Genomic DNA, 18,589 nt, shown 5'->3' on the forward strand with positions numbered 1-18,589 from the left:
CACACTCTTTAAGGGTGTGCTTTTTTGGTAGTATAGAGGAAAGGAGGAGATGGCATGAAAGCATTTAAAGGTTCAGCCGGCATTTGTCTACAGGACAAGAAATTACTGATGGTCCTGCAGGGAACAGCCGACGAAGAAAAGCTGTGGTCTGTTCCGTCAGGCGGCTTAGCAGCAGGAGAAACATTTGAAGCATGCTGCATTCGTGAAATATATGAAGAAACCGGTTATCATGCAGCCATTCAAAGCTTTGTGAAGACTAAAGAGACGACTGTTAAAGACTTTGAAGTGACGATCAACTACTATTTAGTTGAAATAACAGGGGGCGATCGGACGTTTCATAATCCCGACCAGCTGATTCATGACATTGCCTGGATAGATTACGATAGACTAATGAATTTAAGCCTGTCATTTGAGGAAGATAGAGAACTGCTGTTATCTTATTTAAAGTGACAAGAGAAGTGGCCTTCAGGAGCTGTTTGAAGGCCAAAATTCCGAGAAATCACTGAAAATTAAAGAGAAGTGGCCTTCAAAACCAGTTTGAAGGCCAAAATTCCGATATAATACTGACTATCTCTTAATAGTCGTCGCTATTAACAGACAGATAATAGCGAGTGCGGCAGCGATATAAGTGCTGAATGACGGTGCGAAATATTCAACCAGTACACCGCCGATTAATGCGCCGAAACCGATGCCGGCATTTAATGCTGACATATTCCAAGCCATGATCTGACTCGTATCGCCTTCTACTTGATTGATGATACCCATCTGGATGGCGGGGTTTGTCCCCCATTCTGATAAATTCCACGTCAGAATAATAAGCAGCAGCAGCAAGTAGACAGGTAACGTCACATTAAGGAGTAACACGGATAGAATAAAGATAGCTATACTGAGCAGCAGCCACTTTCGGCTGCCAAGTTTATCAGTCATTGCCCCGCCAAGGCTTGTGCCGGTCATGCTGCCGATACCTGCGATAAATAAGGCGATGGATACTTCTGATAAATGATAGCCGCCGTTGATCATTATGGGACTGATATATGTGAAAACAGCTGAGTTAGCTGCTAGTATTAAAAAGGTGATGGAAATATATTTAGCTGCTTCTTGCGGATAAAGTAGTTTTGATTTCACCTTACCGGCAGTTGCTGGTGATACTGGTGCGATTCTGCTCGGCAGCTGGAACATCAATAGTACTGCAGCGATGAAGCTGACAGCGACAATCATCCAGAACGTTGCACGCCAGCCGAAGAGTTCACCGATTTTAGTGCCGATCGGTACGCCGAACACATTGGCACCGCTGAATCCGATATAGACGAGTCCGAGCATTTTGCCGCGGACTTCCGGCCGGCTTAAGACGACGGTGAGTGCGAGCAGCTTGACGACAATGAGCGCAGCGGCAGCCGAGGCGATGATGCGGCCGACTACAATGACTGCAAATGTCGGTCCGGCGGCATTAATGGCATTACCGATTATAAAGACACCCATTGTAATGAGCAGTACCCATTTCGGGTTATACTTCTCGGTCAGTTTGACAAGCAGCGGGCCTGATAACGCAAAAGTAAAGGCATAGATTGTCACCAGCTGTCCTGCGAGCGCTTCTGATATATGCAGGTCATCACTGACAAGCGTCAAAATGCCGGCTATCATCAGCTCCACCATACCGACGACGAAAATACTGAGTATAAATGTAAATAGTTTAGTATATGACATATGATTCCTCTCTGTTCAGTCGTATGATGATTATAACAAATACTGCCAGAAGTACAATAATACACGTATTATCAAGAATATTCACTAAACTTATCGCTTATAATAGACTTTCGATATTGCACGGTTTAAAATTTAAGTAACAACTAATTTTACGGGGTGGACATACTATGGATATCAATACGACGATCGACCAGGCATTTGAAGCGTTTCATGAAGGAGACGAGAAAGAAGCGGAACGTTTATTCGCGACTTTGAAAAACAATGTCAAGCCTGAAGACGAAGATTATACTCAATATTTAAGCGCACTCGGTTACTTCTATACATTGAAGCTCAACCTGGAAAAAGCGAAAGAAGTATATCAGCGGCTGCTGGAAGGGGCAGAGTCCGCTGAAGACAAGTATGCAGCTATTCACGAACTCGGCATTGTCTCCCGCATGGACAGTGAGTTTGAAGCAGCAAAAGATTATTTTGCACAAGAAGCAGCTATCATCAGCACTGACTTCGCTGACGATGACTTACTCAAATCAGTCAATCGCTATGAGCTCGGTTACGTTTATATGCAGGAAGGAAAATACACGGAAGCTGTACAAATTTTGAAAGAGGCGCTTCAACTTGCAGAAAAAGCAGGAGACGCACTTGGCATTGGTTCCATCCACCGGGCACTCGGTGAACTGAATGCAGCACAGGACAACCAGAATGAGGCAAAAGAGCACTTCAAGCTGGCGAAGAAGAACTTCAAAAATGCTGGAGAAGAGATGAGCGTGCAGGAAATCGAGATGCTCGAATCTATCATCTTTGAAGATTAATATATCGTTTGACGAAGGGATTGGTAGGGATGATTAAAGAACTAACAAATGTTGAACTACCCGATTATGTTGAAGACATTGCAGCACTTCATCTCGCAAACTTTGATGATAAGCGTTCTATGCGTCAATTATGTGAAGACATGAAGAAGTATAGTGAGACTCAAGGATTCAGATGTCTGGTCAGCACAAATAGCGGCATCGTGACCGGATTTCTGTTCGGCTATATGAGCGCTGCGGACCAGTTTTATCGCGGACTGATTGATCAGTTTATCACTGCTGATGAGCAGCAAGTGCTGAACAGCTCATTTGAAGTCGTTTCAATGGCTGTGAAGCAGGGCTACCGGCAGAATGGCATCGGCTCTGCTCTGCTGGCAGCACTGACTGCCGAACCGGGACGTTACTACTTAACAGCAGATGTTCATGATGTACGCGCCAATGCTTTTTATTATAAGAACGACTGGAAGCTCGTGAAAAGTAACCTGAAACTACATCCGAACATTGCGCCGAAAAATCTGTACTACAAACAGGCGGATGTCCATATCAATTAATGATTCCTGCTCTAAACCCGAATGGATTGAAACATATCCATCCGGGTTTTTTTGTCATTATAAAAACGTTATATTATTATGCAAACATTTAATTTTCAGTTTATTTTGTGTTGTAAACGGTTTCATTTGCATGTATAATCATTCATGGTAAGTGTATGAACAACACTTTAAATGGATAAAGAATATTTAGTTAAAATAATGCATATTAATACTTTTGATGTGTTATTATAAACATGTTAATGTATTTTTATTACTTAAAGTGAATAAATTTTGGAGGATTTTATGAACGAATATACAGAGAGTCAACGTAAGAAAGGTTTATGGAAGTTCATCATCGCATCTCTGATCGGGATATTTCTTTTTATGACGCCATTGAAGATCAATGGTGAAACAAGTCTGCCAGTTGCAGTGCTTGCGGATAAATTCAAAAATCTGATTGGTGGATTTATGCCGACGTTAATTTATATTGTTATTATTTTATCAATTTTACTGACGATTTATTTTTCACTGACACGCAATGCGAAAACGTCATTCTTTAAAAATCTGTTTGAAGTGAACTGGATCTGGCTGCTCATCCGCGTCATTGGTGGTATATTTGCGACCATCATCTACTTTAACTTGAATGTACCGTGGATCAATACAGAAGAGACAGGTGGACTGATTTATAACGGCTTACTGCCGACTTTAATCTCCGTCTTCTTTTTCGCCGGCATTTTCCTGCCGTTACTAATGGACTACGGACTGTTTGAATTTATCGGCCCGATGTTCTCACGCGTGATGAGACCACTATTTACATTGCCGGGTCGTTCAGCGGTTGAGAACTTGGCGTCATTCGTCGGTGATGGCACAGTCGGTGTGATGATGGCATCGAAACAATACGATGAAGGATTTTATACAAGACGTGAAGCGACAGTCATTGCAACCAGCTTCTCAGTCGTATCGATTACATTTGCTATCGTTATCGCAAAAAAAGTAGACTTAATGAATCATTTCTTCTATTTTTATTTCACGGTCATTGTATCATGTTTAGTTGCAGCAATGATTACACCGAGAATTTGGCCGCTTAAACAAATTGCCGATTCTTACTCTAACGGGTCCACAAAACGCTTAAGCGAAGTAACACCTGATACGCATAATGCGATTACATATGGTTTTGAAAACGCTGTTGAACGTGGAATTAAAGGCGCGGATGTTAAAGGCCTGCTGACACTCGGCTCACGTACCGTAATGGATATGTGGTTTGCGGTGCTGCCTGTTGTTATGTGTATCGGAACACTGGCAACGATGATTGCTGAATATACACCATTCTTCAGATGGGTCGGTGCACCATTTGTACCGATTCTTCAGCTGATGAATGTACCAGAAGCAGTAGCAGCTTCAGAAACTATTCTGATTGGTTTTGCCGACATGTTCCTGCCGGCGATTTTAATCGCTGATGTACACAGTGAACTGACGCGTTTCGTCGTAGCAGCACTGAGTATTTCACAGCTGATTTATTTATCAGAAGTAGGGGGCGTTATACTGGGATCTAAAATTCCGGTCAGCCTGCCTAAGTTATTCGCTATTTTCTTGATTAGAACGATTATCATCTTACCGATTATCGTCTTGATGGGGCATTTCATTTTATAGTCCGAGCAAAAATTAAGCGTAAGAAAACTCCCTGCAGAAGCTGTCTGCAGGGAGTTTGTTATGTTTAAAGCAATAATATAACAGAAAGTGGCCTTCAAACAGCATCTGAAGGCCAAAATTCTGAGAAATCGCCGAAATTGAGCGAGAAGTGGCCTTCAGACAGCATCTGAAGGCCAAAATTCTGAGAAATCGCCGAAATTGAGCGAGAAGTGGCCTTCAAACAGCATCTGAAGGCCAAAATTCTAAGAAATCGCTGAAATTGAGTGAGAAGTGGCCTTCAGACAGCATCTGAAGGCCAAAATTCTGAGAAATCGCCGAAATTGAGCGAGAAGTGGCCTTCAAACAGCATCTGAAGGCCAAAATTCCGAGAAATCGCCGAAATTGAGCGAGAAGTGGCCTTCAGACAGCATCTGAAGGCCACTTTTTATTATAATCAATCTAAAACTGAATTATTTCTCTAACTTTGTTTCAAGTTTTGAGATGACGAGTTCTGAGCCGAGCATTGGTGATTCGCCTTTTTCTCCGCCGCCTGATGGACGACTGTGCGCCTGCTTGAAAGCATCAGATGTTTTCCACGCTTCAAAGTCTTCGAGTGTTTCCCAGTAGGTGTTCACATGAAGCTCGTCATGTTCATTGTTTTGGACAGACCATGTTTCAATTTTGATGAATCCTTTTAACTCTTCGATAGCGCCGCCTTTAGTGAACATCGGTGCCATTTTCTCCGCAAAGCCGGATTTCATTTTGATACGGTTAGTGACGATAAACATATAAAGTTCCTCCTATTATTTCTGCTGTGGGTTTGTCGCCCAAATTTGATTGGTCTTCACGAAAACTCTGCGGTTCAGCTGCAGCTGGCTGACGATGACATCTGCGACATCTTCTGCATGGATCATTGTATCCCGCTCAAGTGATGGTTCGCCGATTAAGTCTGTCAGCACAGCAGATGGATTGATAGTGAATGTACGTATATTATGTTTGCGCATTTCTTTCATCACACCTTCTGTCAGCCCCGTCAGTGCGAACTTAGTCGCTGAATAAGCGGCTGTCTGCTCAGAGGCATTGACGGCAGACATAGAAGCGATGTTGACGATATCACCGGTCTTTCGTTCAATCATCTGCGGCAGTACTTGCTGCATCATGTGATAAGGCCCCATGACATTCGTCTCAAAAAGATCGCGGAACATCTCTTCAGTCGTATCGAGAAATAATGCATTGTCCATCACGCCGGCATTGTTGATTAAAATATCAATATGGCCGAACGTTTCAATCGTATGATTGACAGCCGCTTTAATATCATCTTTGTTCTTCATATCCGCGACGATAGCTGCCGCATCCACATCATACTGGTCAGCGGCAGCTAATGTCTCCTGCAGTGACTCATAGTTACGTCCCGTAATCGCGATGTTGACACCAATACTTGCAAGTTTCAGTGCGACTGCACGGCCGATGCCGCGCGAGCCGCCGGTGATCAATGCTGATTTACCTGATAAGTTTTCCATGTTCAACCTCCTTCTGCTAGTCTCATCGTATCAAAAGTAGGCGGCAAAACACTAATCATATGAATGAACGACGCAAAAAAAGCCATCCATAATGGATGGCCGTCAATTATTTGCTTAATTCATTAAGAATCTTTTTGTCGTTATGCGTATAAATGATGTAGTGTTTATCTTTAGTATCTAAAAGAATGCGATTGGTTTTGCCGAAAGTAGAACCGATTCTCACAACGTTAGCTTCGTCTTCGTTCGTGCTCGCGTAAATGTTAGTGTCTTCTTTAACACTTACGATATCCTCGTTAGGAATTACGATATCTGCTACACGCCATTTGATGCTTACTTCTTTATCATTCTTAGTTACTCTCATTGCCATTGCTAAACACATCCTTATCATTTTTATAGCTTTAATATACTGTATTTTGCATTCGCTTACAATTTAAGTGACACGCTTAAACGAAATTAAACGTTTTTAACTTTTTTTGAACGTAATTGAAGCACAAAATGATGTCCTCTATTACGCCGATAGTCTTCGCTGCGTGCGGTACTGCTGATATTTAGCGCAGCTGTAAATGATAAGACCTAACCAGATGCAGGCGAAAGTGATCAGGTGCGTCATACTGAATGCTTCATTATAGAGGAAGACGCCTTGAATGAACATTAACGTCGGAGCGATATACTGAAGGAAGCCGATCAGTGACAGCGGAATTCGTCTGGCGCCTGCTGTGAACAAGATCAGCGGAATAGCTGTCAATATGCCTGAAAACAGCAGAATGCCACTGTCTTTGTTATAGCCGAAGCTGCTCATGCCGACAGCTTTCAAGTACCATATCCCTGCAAGCGCAAACGGCAGTGTGGCCAGACATTCAAGAAGAATCGTGAACATCGCATCCATCTTGACGTTCTTTTTAATCAGCCCGTACAGGGCGAATGATACAGCCAGCAGCAGCGAGATATAAGGAATCTCACCAATGGACAATGCCATATAGAGAACGCCGAGCGCTGCCAGTATGATGGCAGTCCATTCTACTCTTGAAAAGCGCTCCTTCATAAAAATCATGCCGAGCAGTATGCTCATCAGGGGGTTGATATAATAACCGAGGCTTGCCTGCAGCACATGATGATTGGCGACCGCCCAGATGAAGAGTCCCCAGTTAAAAGCGATGACGACACCTGCGACAAATAGACTGATGGCAGCTTTCTTGTTCGTCAGCAGCTGAAGCGTCTGAACTTTGAGCGCTGTCGTCTTTCCGAGTGCCACAATTAAAATAACCATAAAGACAAATGACCAGATAATCCGGTGGGCAAGAATTTCATAGGCACCGATACCGCCGATAAGACGCCAGTAAAAGGGAAGTATACCCCATAACAGATAGCTGGTTGCCGCAAAAATGATACCTTTTTGTTGTTCTGACATGATTTCACTCCTTTAGTAATGCTATTATCATAACAGATATAGTGAGGTGTACTAAAAATAAATTCACATTTTCCGGATAATCAGTATAATAGATAAATACAGTATGTTAGGAGAGACTTGATGAAACAACTAATGCTGCTGCTGTTAAGTTTATCAGTCTTACTTAGTGCCTGTAACAGCACGCCAAAGACTGAAGACAAAAAAACTGTGAACGCGGACGGAACGACAGAAACACCTAAAGTAGAAGTGAAGGTCAAGCAATCAGATGATGCCCGGAAGAAGATTGAAGCGGCTAAAGAACGTGGACGCAAAAAATCAAGCACGGCTGAAGGGCTGGATACTGATAAATATAATCAAGCAAAATCATGTTTGACAGAGGCAAGTATGGCTGATACTAAAACATGTACTGACATCGAAAATTCAGTGGAATATTCAAGAGCGTGGAATAACTTGACGGCAGAAGGCTACATTTGTCAGCACAAGCAGTGTGAAGCAGTAGAGCAGCCTGAGCCTGCAACTGAAACGCCGACGACTGAGTCTCCATCGAGCGAGGCGGCGACAGAGCAGCCGGTTTCCACAGAGATAATAAAGCCGGGCGGATTGTCGACAGAAGCACCTCAACCCGACGTGGCCCCTTAATTAAAACCAATAATAAATCTACTCCTCAATCAGCGAAGAAGTAGATTTTTTTATTGTCAGGAAAGGAATCGATTATGACAGGTAAAACTCATGCGGCTTTCGGCATTCTGCTCGGGACCGCCTATGCGATTAATACATCACATGATATCGGCACAAGTGCCGTAATGATCGGAACGACCGGTGTTTTCAGCCTGGTCCCTGATATTTGCCATTCAGGCAGCAAGATCGGCAGGGAGTTCAAACTGCTGAGCAGACTGATTAATTTTTTCTTCGGGCATCGGACGCTCACGCATTCTTTGTTGTTTATGGCTATTATTGCGGTGCTGATGACGCTCAGCAACATTGAGCTGACTTATATCATATGTGCGATGCTCGGAATAGCGAGCCATATTCTGCTTGATATGATGACACCGAGAGGAGTGGCCTTATTGTTTCCGCTCGATTACAAAGTGACGCTGCCGCTGACTTTCAAGACCGGCGGTGCCATGGATTTATCACTGGCGACGACGTTTTCACTGCTGACCGCTTATCTGCTCTATACAGAAATATTCCACCGGACACTCGAGTGGATACATTTATAATGCACTAACGACTTAAACAAATTATAATGGAAGAGAAATTATGTATTTCAAAGGAGAAACTATGGCTAATATTCAGGATTTACCAAAATATCATCATCATCTCATCACTGAAATGATAACCATGATGTCTGAAAGTGAAAAAAATAATCTTGAACAGGAACTCAGTGCGCTTGATTTAGAAGAAATCAAAGCGCTGTACGAAGAAGTATATGTGAATCGTCATGTGGCAGCACCAGCAGGCGAAGTGACAGATGTAGCAGCTGAAGTGAAGCGCGATATGTCGGATGCCCGCATTCAGGAACTTGAACAGCTTGGACTTGAGGCGATTCAGGCAGGCAGGTTTGCCGCTTTGTTAATGGCCGGTGGACAAGGGACACGGCTTGCTCATAAAGGGCCGAAAGGAACCTTCTCATTCGACGGCATCAGCCTCTTCCAGATGCAGGCCGATCAGCTGCTCCGCCTGAATGAACAGCTGAACGTCACTGTGCCCTGGTATGTTATGACAAGTGACATTAATCATCACGAAACAATTGAGTTCTTCAGCCGTCATGATTATTTCGGCTACCCGGATTCAGCAGTTACTTTCTTCAAGCAGCCGAATATTGTCGCATTATCTCCGGCAGGGGAACTGCTGCTGAACGCAGGCAGCACATTGCTGACAGCACCGAACGGCAACGGTGGTGTCTTTGAGGCGATGGCTGCTACCGGCATATATAATAGAATGAACAAACAAGGTGTCACTCACGTATATTTAAATAACATTGATAATGTGCTGGTCAAAGTGCTGGACCCTGTATTATGTGGTCTTGCTGTCGAATCAAATGCAGACGTGACAACAAAGACCATCGCACCGCTTGAAGCAGAAAGTGTCGGCCGCGTCATTATGGTCGATGATAAGAAGCGTGTGATGGAATACACAGAACTGCCGGAAGGTATGGAGAATACGTTCAAGAACGCCAACATCGGCATCCATATTTTTAGACTGGACTTTCTGCAGGAAGCGTCACAGAAAGAGCTGCCCTACCACTTAGCAATCAAGAATTTGGCGCAGCTTGATGAAGACTTCGAAGTTGTGAAGAAAGAGACGTTGAAATTTGAGAAGTTCTACTTCGATATTTTTCAGTATGCACAGTCGTTTTGCACATTACAAGTTGAACGACATTCAGAGTTCAGTCCGCTGAAAAATAAAGAAGGCAGAGACAGCATAGAGACGGCACGTCAGGCATTACTAGACAACGGGATATTGTAGGTGATTGGATGTATCCGTATATCGGGATGAGCGTCATCGCACTGCTCAACTTTTATTTTGCTTATTACTATATTATAGGAGCCGGGCGCGGTGAACTGACTTTTATGGGCTATGTGTCTTTATTGGTAGGGCTTGTCTTTTTGCTGCTGCTCTACCGTTATCATCAGTCAGTCAAACGTCAGAATATGAAAGACTTCAATTCACATATTAAGTCAGATGATGACCGGCTCATCAAATAATTTACAAATAATTTAGCGTCACTTAATAATAACACTATGATTTATTGCTACACTAAATGAAAAAATATGATGCAGAGGGCTGTATATGAAAAAGAGTTGGTTCTGGCCGGTAATATTAACACTTGTAATACTTGGACTTATCATCATAAGCGGGATTTTTATGACGTTCCGGGCAATGAATGCGAATAACACGCTCGATATTGATGAACGGATGAAGAATCATGTCATCAATACTAAGGCAGAAGCTCGACAGAAGCTCGGCTTCTATTATTTGCGGGCTTCGCAGAAGGAACCTGTACTGATGCACGTGCAGACAGGAGATAAAGTCCAAAAAGGGGATCCGCTCTTCACCTATATTGATGAACGATTGAACAACGATGAGACAGAAGTTGAACTGCAGCTGGATAATAGACGGGTCGCTAAAGAGCAGGTGAGAGGTCAGATTGCAGCTTATGAGGACAAGAAACTGACAGCTGCTGCGAGGGACACCGCAACAATTAATGCACAGTTGAACTGGCTGGACTCCGAACTGACGAAAGCTGAGAATAACATCGATATTCTTAAGGAGAGACAGAAGAGAATCGTTAAGCAGATTGATGACTTGACGGTAAAAGCAGGAGCAGACGGCACAGTGCTTTCCGTCAACGAGGAACAACTGCAGTCATTCACAAGCAGCAGCCAGTACAAGCCGGTCGTCACGTTAAGTATGGATGCACTTTATATAGATGGAACTGCCAACCGTTATGACATGCAGTTTCTTGAGCCTAATATGAAGCTGAAGGTGACAAGCTCTGCAGTAAAAGGTGAGACATTTAAAGGACAGCTGGAGACGATCAGCAAAACGCCAGTGGAACATCTGGCTGAAGGGAATTTACCGGTGGCAGCATCACAGCCTGAAACTGAGCAGCCGACGACTGAGCAGCCTGAAACGAAAAAACCCGAAGCTTCAGAATTCCAGTACAGCGGGTTTCTTAACAAGGCCGACCATCTTGTCGATGGTGATCCGCTTCATGTGAAGGTTTATCCGTCATATAAAAATCATATATGGCTGCCGGAACGCTTTGTCATGAAAGACGTCGTGACGAAGGAGAAAGATAAGAAACTAAAGAAACCTGTAACGAAATATTATGTCCAGAAAGTGTATGGCAAAGAGACGAACAATGAACTCGTTGTCATTAAGGCGCATCTCGGTGGCCAGTATTTAGTGACGAAAGGCTTATCGTCCATCGATAAAATTAAAGCATTTCAAGACTAATAAAGTAGAGGCAGCCGTTTAAGTGCTGGCTCTCCTTTAAATTTTATAGATTTAGATGATAATAATTATTCTATAATGGGTATTAAACAATAAGTTATTCATTAACAGCTTATTTTATAGGGGGATACATTATGGAATGGCAAGGTAGGCAAGGAAGCTCCAATGTAGAAAATGTCGGCGGCGGTGGCGGCCGCGGATTGGCAACAGGTGGCGGTGTCGGCTGTCTCGGGATTATAATTGCCATTATTTATATGCTGATGGGCAACAATCCCTCTGATATTCTCGGCGGCGGTTCTTCTAGTCAACAGCAGCCTCAGCAGACACAGCAGCAGACGGGTGAATCCGGTCAGAGCGACCGGCAGCAGTTTGCAAGTGTTGTTCTGAAAGATACAGAGACAGTATGGCATAATTTATTTCAGCAGGAAGGTCTGACATATAAAGAGCCGACGATGGTTTTATTTTCTCAAGGTATTCAAACAGGATGTGGTAATGCAAGCTCTGATATGGGTCCATTCTACTGTCCGGCGGATGAGAAGCTTTATATTGACTTATCATTTATGGATGAACTGGATCAGAGATTCCAGGCGCCTGGTGACTTTGCGATGGCTTATGTTATCGCGCACGAAGTAGGTCACCATGTGCAGAATCAGCTGGGAGTCGCTGACAAAGTCAATCGTCTGAGACAGCAGTTAAGTGAAACAGAATTTAATAAATATTCTGTAGCAATGGAACTGCAGGCCGATTATTATGCGGGTGTGTATGCCCATTACGAGAAAGAGATGGGTGTCACTGAAGCAGGCGACATTGAAGAAGCGATCAAAGCAGCACAGGCTGTCGGCGATGATACACTGCAGAAGCAGGCAACAGGCCGCGTCAATACAGATACATTCACTCATGGATCAAGTGAGCAGCGGATGAAATGGTTCAATCAAGGTTTTGAGTCAGGTGATATACGTGGCGGCAACACTTTTGAAGCATTAGGTTTACCGTTATAGTCAGTTCAATCATTAAGAGATATACTAGCGATAGTATATCTTTTTTTGTTAGGGGGCACATATGAAGATTTATTATAATGGTACGATTTACACGATGGACAAAGAAGGCAGAACAGTTGCTGCTGTCGGTGTGGAAGGTAACCGGATTGTCGCATTGTTTGAGGAGACACCGGAGATTGATGGCGCTGAATACATTGATTTAAAGAGCCGGGTAATGTTTCCTGGATTTATTGATACGCATATTCATCTCGTCGGTACAGGTATGGCGCTCGGTGGTATTGATTTCAGAGATGACCGCTCGATTGATGACGTCATGAAGAAGATAGCAGCTGCCGCGGAAGCATTACCTGAGGGCAGCTGGCTTGTGTGCGAAGGCTACGATGACAATCAGCTGAATCATAAGCTGACACGCAGGGAACTGGATGCAGTAACGTCACATAAAGTGATTGTAAAGCGCATCTGCCGTCACGCAGCTATCGTCAACAGTGCGGCCTTTAATGCTTTAGCGATCAGTGAAGACGTTGCAGATATGGAAGGCGGGCATTTTGAGCGGCAGGATGGAATGCTGAATGGCTGGGTGCACGACAATGCGATGGAACTGTTCGTCAATGCAAGCGTGCATGAGACGGAGGAATCATTGTCCCGTCACATGGAACGGGCAGCAGACGCTATGCATGCAGTCGGGCTGACCGCCATCCATACAGAAGACCTCGGTTATTATAATAATTTTCATAATGTTTTCCGCGCTTATCAACATACATTCGGCAAGGGTAAGAAGCAGCTGCGGCTGAACCTGCTGCGCCATACATCTATATTTGAGGAACTGATGGCATCCGACTATACGTATGATACTTGGATAAAAGCTGATTCAATGAAGTTTTATGCAGACGGGGCGCTCGGCGGCAGAACAGCATTGTTCCGTGAACCGTACAGCGATGCGCCGGAAACTTCAGGACTTGCGATCTATACGCAGCAGGAACTGGAAGCAGAAGTGCAGAAAGCACGCCGCTACGGTGCAACAGTCGCAGTCCATATGATCGGCGACCGTGCCTGTGAAATGGTGCTTGATGCTGTTGAGAAGTATCCGCCGCGGTCAGGACGCGACCGGCTCATTCATGTGAGTTTTCTTGCTGAAGACCTGATAGACAGAATGGCGGAGCTGCCGATTATTTGTGACGTGCAGCCGTCGTTTCTGACATCAGACTTTCCATGGGCGATCGAGCGGGTTGGTGAAGAGCGGCTGACTTACGCTTATGCCTGGCAGACACTGCTTAATAAAGGCATAATTATCGGCGGCGGCTCAGATGCACCGATTGAGAGCTTCAATCCACTGGTCGGAATAGATGCAGCGGTGAACCGCCGGCCGTTTGACGCTGCAGTGCAGTATACGATGGACGAAGCACTTTCGGTCTTCAATGCTGTCAGGTTGTATACGGAGCTTGCAGCGACTGTAGCAGAACGTCCGGATAACGGGCTCATTAAAGCAGGCTACCTTGCAGACTTCACCATACTCGAGGCGGATCCTTTCACCATCAACCCGTTTAATATTCATCAAATTAAAGTCGCTATGACTGTCGTTGACGGAGATATTGTGTATAGTACTATTTATTAAGAAACGTCAGACTATGTTAATATATAGGCGTCAACAGATTCAGGAAGAAGGGATAGAGTGAAGGGCTTCAAAGTCAATGGCAGGACGCTGCTATCACTGCTGATGATCACAGCTATCGTATTATTGTCCGGCATCACCTTTGTAGTAATGGTTGCTTTCGGTTTATTTGGTTTAAGCCGTATTTTGATTTACTGGAAGCTGGCTGAGTTTACTTACAATCAGAGCTTTGTAGATAATTTATTCTATTATGGCTCTTATATGCTGACCGGCTATTTTCTTCTTGTATTCATCGAATTTATTTTTGATGAGCTGAAAAAGAATTATCCTGAGCACTCGTTGCTGCAAGGGTTTAAGTTTCATTCATTAGTTGTGTTTATCAGTACGACGATTTTTTATTTGTTTGTGCATTTGAATTACGAATATATTAAGATCAATTATTTTGTCATTCTAGTGATCATCGGCATACTTTATGCACTGACAGAACTGTTTTATCCGGACAGTGAGAATTTAAATCAGAAGAATGATGACTGACAATATGAAAAAGGTGACGGCTATTATACGCCGTCACCTTTTTCTCGTGAATTGTTGTTATTCTTCTTTCTGGCAGTAGACAGAGACGCTGCCCGGATTCACTTTGAACAGGCCATTTCCTTCTTCGTCAATGATGACTTCCTCGTCACGTGTGTTCGTGTAGTCAATCCACACTTGTCCTTGACGCTCTTTACCGACGAACATTGTTTTTTCCGCATCTTCTGTGCCGCTGTTGATGATGACTGCACAGCCGGAATGATCAACTTCCTTCGCCCCGCGTCTTACCCAGCCGATAACATTTTCGTGGTCAAAGTAATCATCCTGCTGACCGAACGCTTTCTTTTTACGGACATAGAGGAGTGGATCGATAGCCATCTGTTTGCCCTCAACCGGCGCGTCACCTGCGATGCCGTAGTAGTCACCGTAGAAGACGACCGGGAAGCCGTCATAACGCAGTAAAGTTAACGCATAGGCACTCTGCTTAAACCAGTCTTTGACGAACGACTCAAGTGCCTCTCCCGGCTGAGAATCGTGATTGTCGACAAATGTCACTGCATTTAATGGATTTTCCTTAACGAGCGTGTTGTCAAAGATCGTTCTTAAGTCATAGGCTGCACCTGCTTCTGATGCTTCTTTTAAGTTATAGTGGAGCGCGACATCGAATAAATCAAGAGAATAGTCAGCGTCGACAAGGAAGCTTTCATTCGTCTGAACATCAGCGCGCCAGAACTCACCGACAAAGTAGAAGTTGTTATCCGTATGTTCGTTCATCGCCTGCACGAAGTCACGGACGAAGTAACTTTCGATATGTTTGATCGCATCAAGACGCATGCCGTCAATACCAAGCTCATCTATCAGCCATTTGCCCCATTCAATCATTTCGTTTCTGACATCTGGATGCTTGTAGTCGATATTGCTGAACATTAAGTAATCGAAGTTACCTTTTTCGTCATCGACATTTTCATTCCAGCCTTTATTTTCTCCGAGAATACGGTAGACACCTGTATTACCGGTCGCATGATCGTAATCTGTGCCGTTAAAGTGCGTATAGTTCCAGATGAAGTCGCTGTATTTACCGTTACGGCCGGGGAAAGTGAATTTCGTGTAACCTTCTATATCAAATGGTTCTGAAATCACTTCGGTTCTGTTCTCCGGGTCTACTTCAACTACTTGGAACACTTCAGTCTCATCAGCACCAGCTTTGTGGTTCATAACCACATCAACATATACTTTAATGTCATTGTCGTGGCATGCCTGAATCGCTGCTTTTAATTCCTCTTTCGTGCCATATTTTGTGCGGACGCTGCCTTTTTGGTCGAACTCTCCTATATCAAAATGGTCATAGACACTGTAACCCGGGTTTTGATTGTTGTCAGCCTTAGTGACCGGCGGAATCCATACGGCGTCTATTCCGCGTTCTTTCAGTGTTGCTGCATCTTCTTTCAGTCGATTCCAGTGGTTGCCGTCGCCGTTTGTGTACCATTCAAAATACTGCATGATTGTGTGGTTGAGTATCATCGTCTTCCTCCTGATTGTCTGAGTATGGTTGTTAATAACCTTAATTATACTCTTTCAATCCTAAAGTAGTTAAAAATTTGTCATATAATACATTTATACAAAGGACGTGTTTTTTGTTATCCTTATAGTAATGAATAATTAAAGGGGCGTATGAATGTGTTAACTATAGAAGCGGCAACAAATCTGCTTGGTGAAATTCTAGATCCAATCATCAATATTCCATTGAAAGAAACAGGCGGCATTAAAGAAGTCACTATTAAAGAAGAGAAAGAGCATGTCAGTGTGAAGATTGCTATGGCAAAGCTTGGCGGACAGCCGCAGCTTGACCTGCAGACTAAGATCGTCGAAACATTGAAAGCTAATGGTGCGCGTACAGTCGGTCTGAGATTTGAACAGCTGGAAGATGCAGCACTTGAACAGTTCCGTGCTGAAACAGGTTCAGAGATTGAACGTCAACTGAAGAATACAGAATTTATCTCAATCGCCTCTGGTAAAGGTGGCGTCGGTAAATCGACGGTCTCTGTCAATCTGGCTGTCGCACTTGCAAGACTCGGCAAAAAAGTCGGGCTTGTCGATGCGGATATTTACGGTTTCAGTGTACCGGATATGATGGGTATTACGTCACGTCCAGGAATCAACGGGCAGATGATTGTGCCTGTTGAACGTTTCGGTGTCAAAGTTATTTCGATGGCATTCTTCGTCGAGGAAAACACACCGGTCATCTGGCGCGGGCCGATGCTTGGCAAGATGATCAACAACTTTTTCCGGGAAGTAGAGTGGGGCGAGCTTGATTACATTCTCCTTGATCTGCCGCCGGGTACAGGTGACGTGGCACTTGATGTGCATGAGATGCTGCCGAAAAGCAAAGAGATTGTCGTAACAACACCGCATCCGACTGCAGCATTCGTTGCTGCGCGTGCCGGTGCTATGGCGCTCCATACTAATCATGACATTCTCGGCGTTGTAGAGAACATGTCTTACTTTGAAAGCCGTGAAACCGGGAATAGAGAATATGTCTTTGGTACAGGTGGCGGTGAGAAACTAGCTGACGAGCTGAATACAGAATTGATCGGTCAGCTGCCGCTTGCACAGCCTGACTGGAATGAATATGACTTTGCCCCATCTGTTTATGCAGCGGATCATCCGCTCGGCATTATTTACAGAAATATGGCGGCGAAGGTTATAGAGAAAACAGAGAAGTAAGAGAGGCAGAGCTGTGACAATAAGAAATTTAGGTAAGTTTTATGGGATGACGTTGCTGCTTGGACTGATAGCAACGCTGCTTGTCAGCCTCATATTTGGATATGACCGTCTGACTGTCTATTTATTTAAAGGACAGTTCGGCGACTTTATAGCAGCATTCATCTGGTTTATCGGCTATGGCCTGCTAATTGCATCAATCAGTCAGCTTGCATATTTCAGTTATTTATTTATTCATCAGCTGGGAGCAGGTATATTCCGCTCAGCGTGGAATCCCATTCAGGCGGTCATCACCATTTTTGCACTGTTTGATCTGATCTATTTCCGTTATTTGAGATTCGGCAGACATGCCGGCGATATTCAGCACTTTATCTGGATTCCAATATTAATACTGATAGCGGCTGTCATTGTCAGTTACTATAAAGTGAAGCTGACGAAAACGAATGTTGTGATTCCGGCGATGTTCTTTATGATTGTAATGACAACAGTAGAACTCATCCCTTTTTTAAGAGTAGAGGATACAACGTGGTTATACTGCACTATTTTCCCGCTGTTATTATGTAATGCCTATCAGCTGCTTGTGCTGCCGAAATATAATAAGGCATCCAGACAAGAGCGTTATGCACGTAAAGTAGCGAAAGGCGAAATTAAACCGGAAGAAAAGGTGCAAGTGAAGAATACAAAAGTCTCAGCCAGAAAGAACAAGAAAAAGTAGAATAAAGCTATCAAGGCGTCTCTGACAATGCTCAGGGATGCTTTTTTTACGGTTAAAAGACACTATTTCGATAAAGGTACACACGGTTTACTAACGAATTAAAAAAAACTGCAAAAAAGTTGTCGTAAAGTGTTGACTTTAATATAGAGCCTTGTTAAGATATAAAAGTCGCTGAAAACGACAGCAATAACGCAGTAAACAACAGCAAACAAGTTGCTACAAAGTGTAAAATTGATACTTGCGAAAGTGGTTGAAACACTTTATAGTATATAAGGTAGTCTTAATTCTTGCAGAGAGCTAAAACATCTGCTAAAATGAATTTTGAACCCCAAAATGAACATTGAAAACTGAATGACAATATGTCAACGTTAATTCCAATAATTTGAGTACTTTAGTACTTTCAGAGTGACTGGCTTAAGCAGTCAACGAGCTTTTATCAGACAAACTATTATGGAGAGTTT

Annotated in this window: 20 protein-coding genes; 14 read left to right on the plus strand and 6 right to left on the minus strand. The window is 43.7% G+C overall.

Annotated features, from left to right (window positions below; all coding sequences use genetic code 11):
• Nucleotides 1–54 precede the first annotated feature (54 nt).
• Complete coding sequence (locus tag ERX35_RS09650; RefSeq protein ID WP_149459692.1) at nucleotides 55–450, plus strand: NUDIX hydrolase; 396 nt, start codon at nucleotides 55–57, stop codon at nucleotides 448–450.
• Between the two features lie 117 nt (nucleotides 451–567).
• Here the strand turns inward: ERX35_RS09650 and ERX35_RS09655 are convergent, their stop codons facing one another.
• On the minus strand, nucleotides 568–1,704 hold the full coding sequence (locus ERX35_RS09655; protein WP_149459693.1) for an MFS transporter: 1,137 nt from the start codon (nucleotides 1,702–1,704) through the stop codon (nucleotides 568–570).
• A 167-nt stretch (nucleotides 1,705–1,871) separates the two neighbouring features.
• Here ERX35_RS09655 and ERX35_RS09660 point away from each other — a divergent pair, with 167 nt between their 5' ends.
• The 3 genes from ERX35_RS09660 to ERX35_RS09670 all read left to right on the plus strand — a co-directional run bounded on the left by ERX35_RS09660 (nucleotide 1,872) and on the right by ERX35_RS09670 (nucleotide 4,687).
• Nucleotides 1,872–2,510, plus strand: a complete 639-nt coding sequence (locus tag ERX35_RS09660; RefSeq protein ID WP_149459694.1) for a tetratricopeptide repeat protein — start codon at nucleotides 1,872–1,874, stop codon at nucleotides 2,508–2,510.
• Nucleotides 2,511–2,539: 29 nt separating this feature from the next.
• Complete coding sequence (locus ERX35_RS09665; protein WP_149459695.1) at nucleotides 2,540–3,058, plus strand: GNAT family N-acetyltransferase; 519 nt, start codon at nucleotides 2,540–2,542, stop codon at nucleotides 3,056–3,058.
• A 282-nt stretch (nucleotides 3,059–3,340) separates the two neighbouring features.
• On the plus strand, nucleotides 3,341–4,687 hold the full coding sequence (locus tag ERX35_RS09670) for a YjiH family protein (RefSeq protein WP_149459696.1): 1,347 nt from the start codon (nucleotides 3,341–3,343) through the stop codon (nucleotides 4,685–4,687).
• 449 nt (nucleotides 4,688–5,136) lie between these two features.
• Here ERX35_RS09670 and ERX35_RS09675 read toward each other — a convergent pair whose 3' ends face one another.
• The 4 genes from ERX35_RS09675 to rarD form a co-directional block, all read right to left on the minus strand.
• Nucleotides 5,137–5,454 (minus strand): heme oxygenase, encoded by a 318-nt coding sequence (locus ERX35_RS09675; RefSeq protein ID WP_149459697.1) that lies wholly within the window; start codon nucleotides 5,452–5,454, stop codon nucleotides 5,137–5,139.
• Between the two features lie 15 nt (nucleotides 5,455–5,469).
• Nucleotides 5,470–6,186 (minus strand): SDR family NAD(P)-dependent oxidoreductase, encoded by a 717-nt coding sequence (locus ERX35_RS09680; protein WP_149459698.1) that lies wholly within the window; start codon nucleotides 6,184–6,186, stop codon nucleotides 5,470–5,472.
• 106 nt (nucleotides 6,187–6,292) lie between these two features.
• The gene (locus tag ERX35_RS09685; RefSeq protein WP_149459699.1) at nucleotides 6,293–6,553 is read right to left on the minus strand and encodes a SunI/YnzG family protein; all 261 of its coding nucleotides are present in this window, start codon (nucleotides 6,551–6,553) and stop codon (nucleotides 6,293–6,295) included.
• A 141-nt stretch (nucleotides 6,554–6,694) separates the two neighbouring features.
• The gene (gene rarD / locus ERX35_RS09690; protein WP_342779914.1) at nucleotides 6,695–7,594 is read right to left on the minus strand and encodes an EamA family transporter RarD; all 900 of its coding nucleotides are present in this window, start codon (nucleotides 7,592–7,594) and stop codon (nucleotides 6,695–6,697) included.
• Nucleotides 7,595–7,714: 120 nt separating this feature from the next.
• Between rarD and ERX35_RS09695 the strand changes: the two genes are divergently transcribed.
• The 8 genes from ERX35_RS09695 (at nucleotide 7,715) to ERX35_RS09730 (ending at nucleotide 14,695) form a co-directional block, all read left to right on the plus strand.
• Nucleotides 7,715–8,233 carry a hypothetical protein gene (locus ERX35_RS09695; RefSeq protein ID WP_149459701.1) on the plus strand — a complete coding sequence of 173 codons (519 nt, stop codon included), beginning with the start codon at nucleotides 7,715–7,717 and terminating at the stop codon, nucleotides 8,231–8,233.
• 74 nt (nucleotides 8,234–8,307) lie between these two features.
• Complete coding sequence (locus ERX35_RS09700) at nucleotides 8,308–8,814, plus strand: metal-dependent hydrolase (RefSeq protein WP_149459702.1); 507 nt, start codon at nucleotides 8,308–8,310, stop codon at nucleotides 8,812–8,814.
• A 61-nt stretch (nucleotides 8,815–8,875) separates the two neighbouring features.
• Nucleotides 8,876–10,063: a UTP--glucose-1-phosphate uridylyltransferase gene (locus ERX35_RS09705; RefSeq protein ID WP_149459703.1), complete on the plus strand. Its 1,188-nt coding sequence runs from the start codon at nucleotides 8,876–8,878 to the stop codon at nucleotides 10,061–10,063.
• Nucleotides 10,064–10,071: 8 nt separating this feature from the next.
• Complete coding sequence (locus ERX35_RS09710) at nucleotides 10,072–10,302, plus strand: hypothetical protein (RefSeq protein ID WP_149459704.1); 231 nt, start codon at nucleotides 10,072–10,074, stop codon at nucleotides 10,300–10,302.
• An 85-nt stretch (nucleotides 10,303–10,387) separates the two neighbouring features.
• Complete coding sequence (locus ERX35_RS09715; RefSeq protein WP_149459705.1) at nucleotides 10,388–11,557, plus strand: efflux RND transporter periplasmic adaptor subunit; 1,170 nt, start codon at nucleotides 10,388–10,390, stop codon at nucleotides 11,555–11,557.
• 131 nt (nucleotides 11,558–11,688) lie between these two features.
• Nucleotides 11,689–12,552 (plus strand): KPN_02809 family neutral zinc metallopeptidase, encoded by an 864-nt coding sequence (gene ypfJ, locus ERX35_RS09720; RefSeq protein WP_149459706.1) that lies wholly within the window; start codon nucleotides 11,689–11,691, stop codon nucleotides 12,550–12,552.
• A gap of 61 nt (nucleotides 12,553–12,613) precedes the next feature.
• Nucleotides 12,614–14,164 (plus strand): amidohydrolase, encoded by a 1,551-nt coding sequence (locus ERX35_RS09725; protein ID WP_149459707.1) that lies wholly within the window; start codon nucleotides 12,614–12,616, stop codon nucleotides 14,162–14,164.
• A gap of 57 nt (nucleotides 14,165–14,221) precedes the next feature.
• Complete coding sequence (locus ERX35_RS09730) at nucleotides 14,222–14,695, plus strand: SepA family multidrug efflux transporter (protein WP_246143154.1); 474 nt, start codon at nucleotides 14,222–14,224, stop codon at nucleotides 14,693–14,695.
• A gap of 57 nt (nucleotides 14,696–14,752) precedes the next feature.
• On the opposite strand, the gene ERX35_RS09735 is transcribed toward ERX35_RS09730, so the two are convergent.
• Nucleotides 14,753–16,213: an alpha-amylase gene (locus ERX35_RS09735; protein ID WP_149459708.1), complete on the minus strand. Its 1,461-nt coding sequence runs from the start codon at nucleotides 16,211–16,213 to the stop codon at nucleotides 14,753–14,755.
• Nucleotides 16,214–16,363: 150 nt separating this feature from the next.
• Between ERX35_RS09735 and ERX35_RS09740 the strand changes: the two genes are divergently transcribed.
• A complete protein-coding gene (locus tag ERX35_RS09740; RefSeq protein WP_425463270.1) occupies nucleotides 16,364–17,416 on the plus strand; it encodes an Mrp/NBP35 family ATP-binding protein in 1,053 nt (350 codons plus the stop codon).
• A gap of 13 nt (nucleotides 17,417–17,429) precedes the next feature.
• Nucleotides 17,430–18,128 (plus strand): KinB-signaling pathway activation protein, encoded by a 699-nt coding sequence (locus tag ERX35_RS09745; protein WP_149459710.1) that lies wholly within the window; start codon nucleotides 17,430–17,432, stop codon nucleotides 18,126–18,128.
• Nucleotides 18,129–18,589: the final 461 nt, after the last annotated feature.

The sequence above is a fragment of the Macrococcus equipercicus genome, from assembly GCF_004359525.2.
Lineage (GTDB): Bacteria > Bacillota > Bacilli > Staphylococcales > Staphylococcaceae > Macrococcus > Macrococcus equipercicus.

Excerpts from the sequence above, each read along its gene's own strand:
- ERX35_RS09650 (WP_149459692.1), top strand. The coding sequence starts at position 55 with ATGAAAGCATTTAAAGGTTCAGCCGGCATTTGTCTACAGGACAAGAAA.
- ERX35_RS09655 (WP_149459693.1), bottom strand. The coding sequence starts at position 1,704 with ATGTCATATACTAAACTATTTACATTTATACTCAGTATTTTCGTCGTC.
- ERX35_RS09660 (WP_149459694.1), top strand. The coding sequence starts at position 1,872 with ATGGATATCAATACGACGATCGACCAGGCATTTGAAGCGTTTCATGAA.
- ERX35_RS09665 (WP_149459695.1), top strand. The coding sequence starts at position 2,540 with ATGATTAAAGAACTAACAAATGTTGAACTACCCGATTATGTTGAAGAC.
- ERX35_RS09670 (WP_149459696.1), top strand. The coding sequence starts at position 3,341 with ATGAACGAATATACAGAGAGTCAACGTAAGAAAGGTTTATGGAAGTTC.
- ERX35_RS09675 (WP_149459697.1), bottom strand. The coding sequence starts at position 5,454 with ATGTTTATCGTCACTAACCGTATCAAAATGAAATCCGGCTTTGCGGAG.
- ERX35_RS09680 (WP_149459698.1), bottom strand. The coding sequence starts at position 6,186 with ATGGAAAACTTATCAGGTAAATCAGCATTGATCACCGGCGGCTCGCGC.
- ERX35_RS09685 (WP_149459699.1), bottom strand. The coding sequence starts at position 6,553 with ATGGCAATGAGAGTAACTAAGAATGATAAAGAAGTAAGCATCAAATGG.
- rarD (WP_342779914.1), bottom strand. The coding sequence starts at position 7,594 with ATGTCAGAACAACAAAAAGGTATCATTTTTGCGGCAACCAGCTATCTG.
- ERX35_RS09695 (WP_149459701.1), top strand. The coding sequence starts at position 7,715 with ATGAAACAACTAATGCTGCTGCTGTTAAGTTTATCAGTCTTACTTAGT.
- ERX35_RS09700 (WP_149459702.1), top strand. The coding sequence starts at position 8,308 with ATGACAGGTAAAACTCATGCGGCTTTCGGCATTCTGCTCGGGACCGCC.
- ERX35_RS09705 (WP_149459703.1), top strand. The coding sequence starts at position 8,876 with ATGGCTAATATTCAGGATTTACCAAAATATCATCATCATCTCATCACT.
- ERX35_RS09710 (WP_149459704.1), top strand. The coding sequence starts at position 10,072 with ATGTATCCGTATATCGGGATGAGCGTCATCGCACTGCTCAACTTTTAT.
- ERX35_RS09715 (WP_149459705.1), top strand. The coding sequence starts at position 10,388 with ATGAAAAAGAGTTGGTTCTGGCCGGTAATATTAACACTTGTAATACTT.
- ypfJ (WP_149459706.1), top strand. The coding sequence starts at position 11,689 with ATGGAATGGCAAGGTAGGCAAGGAAGCTCCAATGTAGAAAATGTCGGC.
- ERX35_RS09725 (WP_149459707.1), top strand. The coding sequence starts at position 12,614 with ATGAAGATTTATTATAATGGTACGATTTACACGATGGACAAAGAAGGC.
- ERX35_RS09735 (WP_149459708.1), bottom strand. The coding sequence starts at position 16,213 with ATGATACTCAACCACACAATCATGCAGTATTTTGAATGGTACACAAAC.
- ERX35_RS09740 (WP_425463270.1), top strand. The coding sequence starts at position 16,364 with ATGAATGTGTTAACTATAGAAGCGGCAACAAATCTGCTTGGTGAAATT.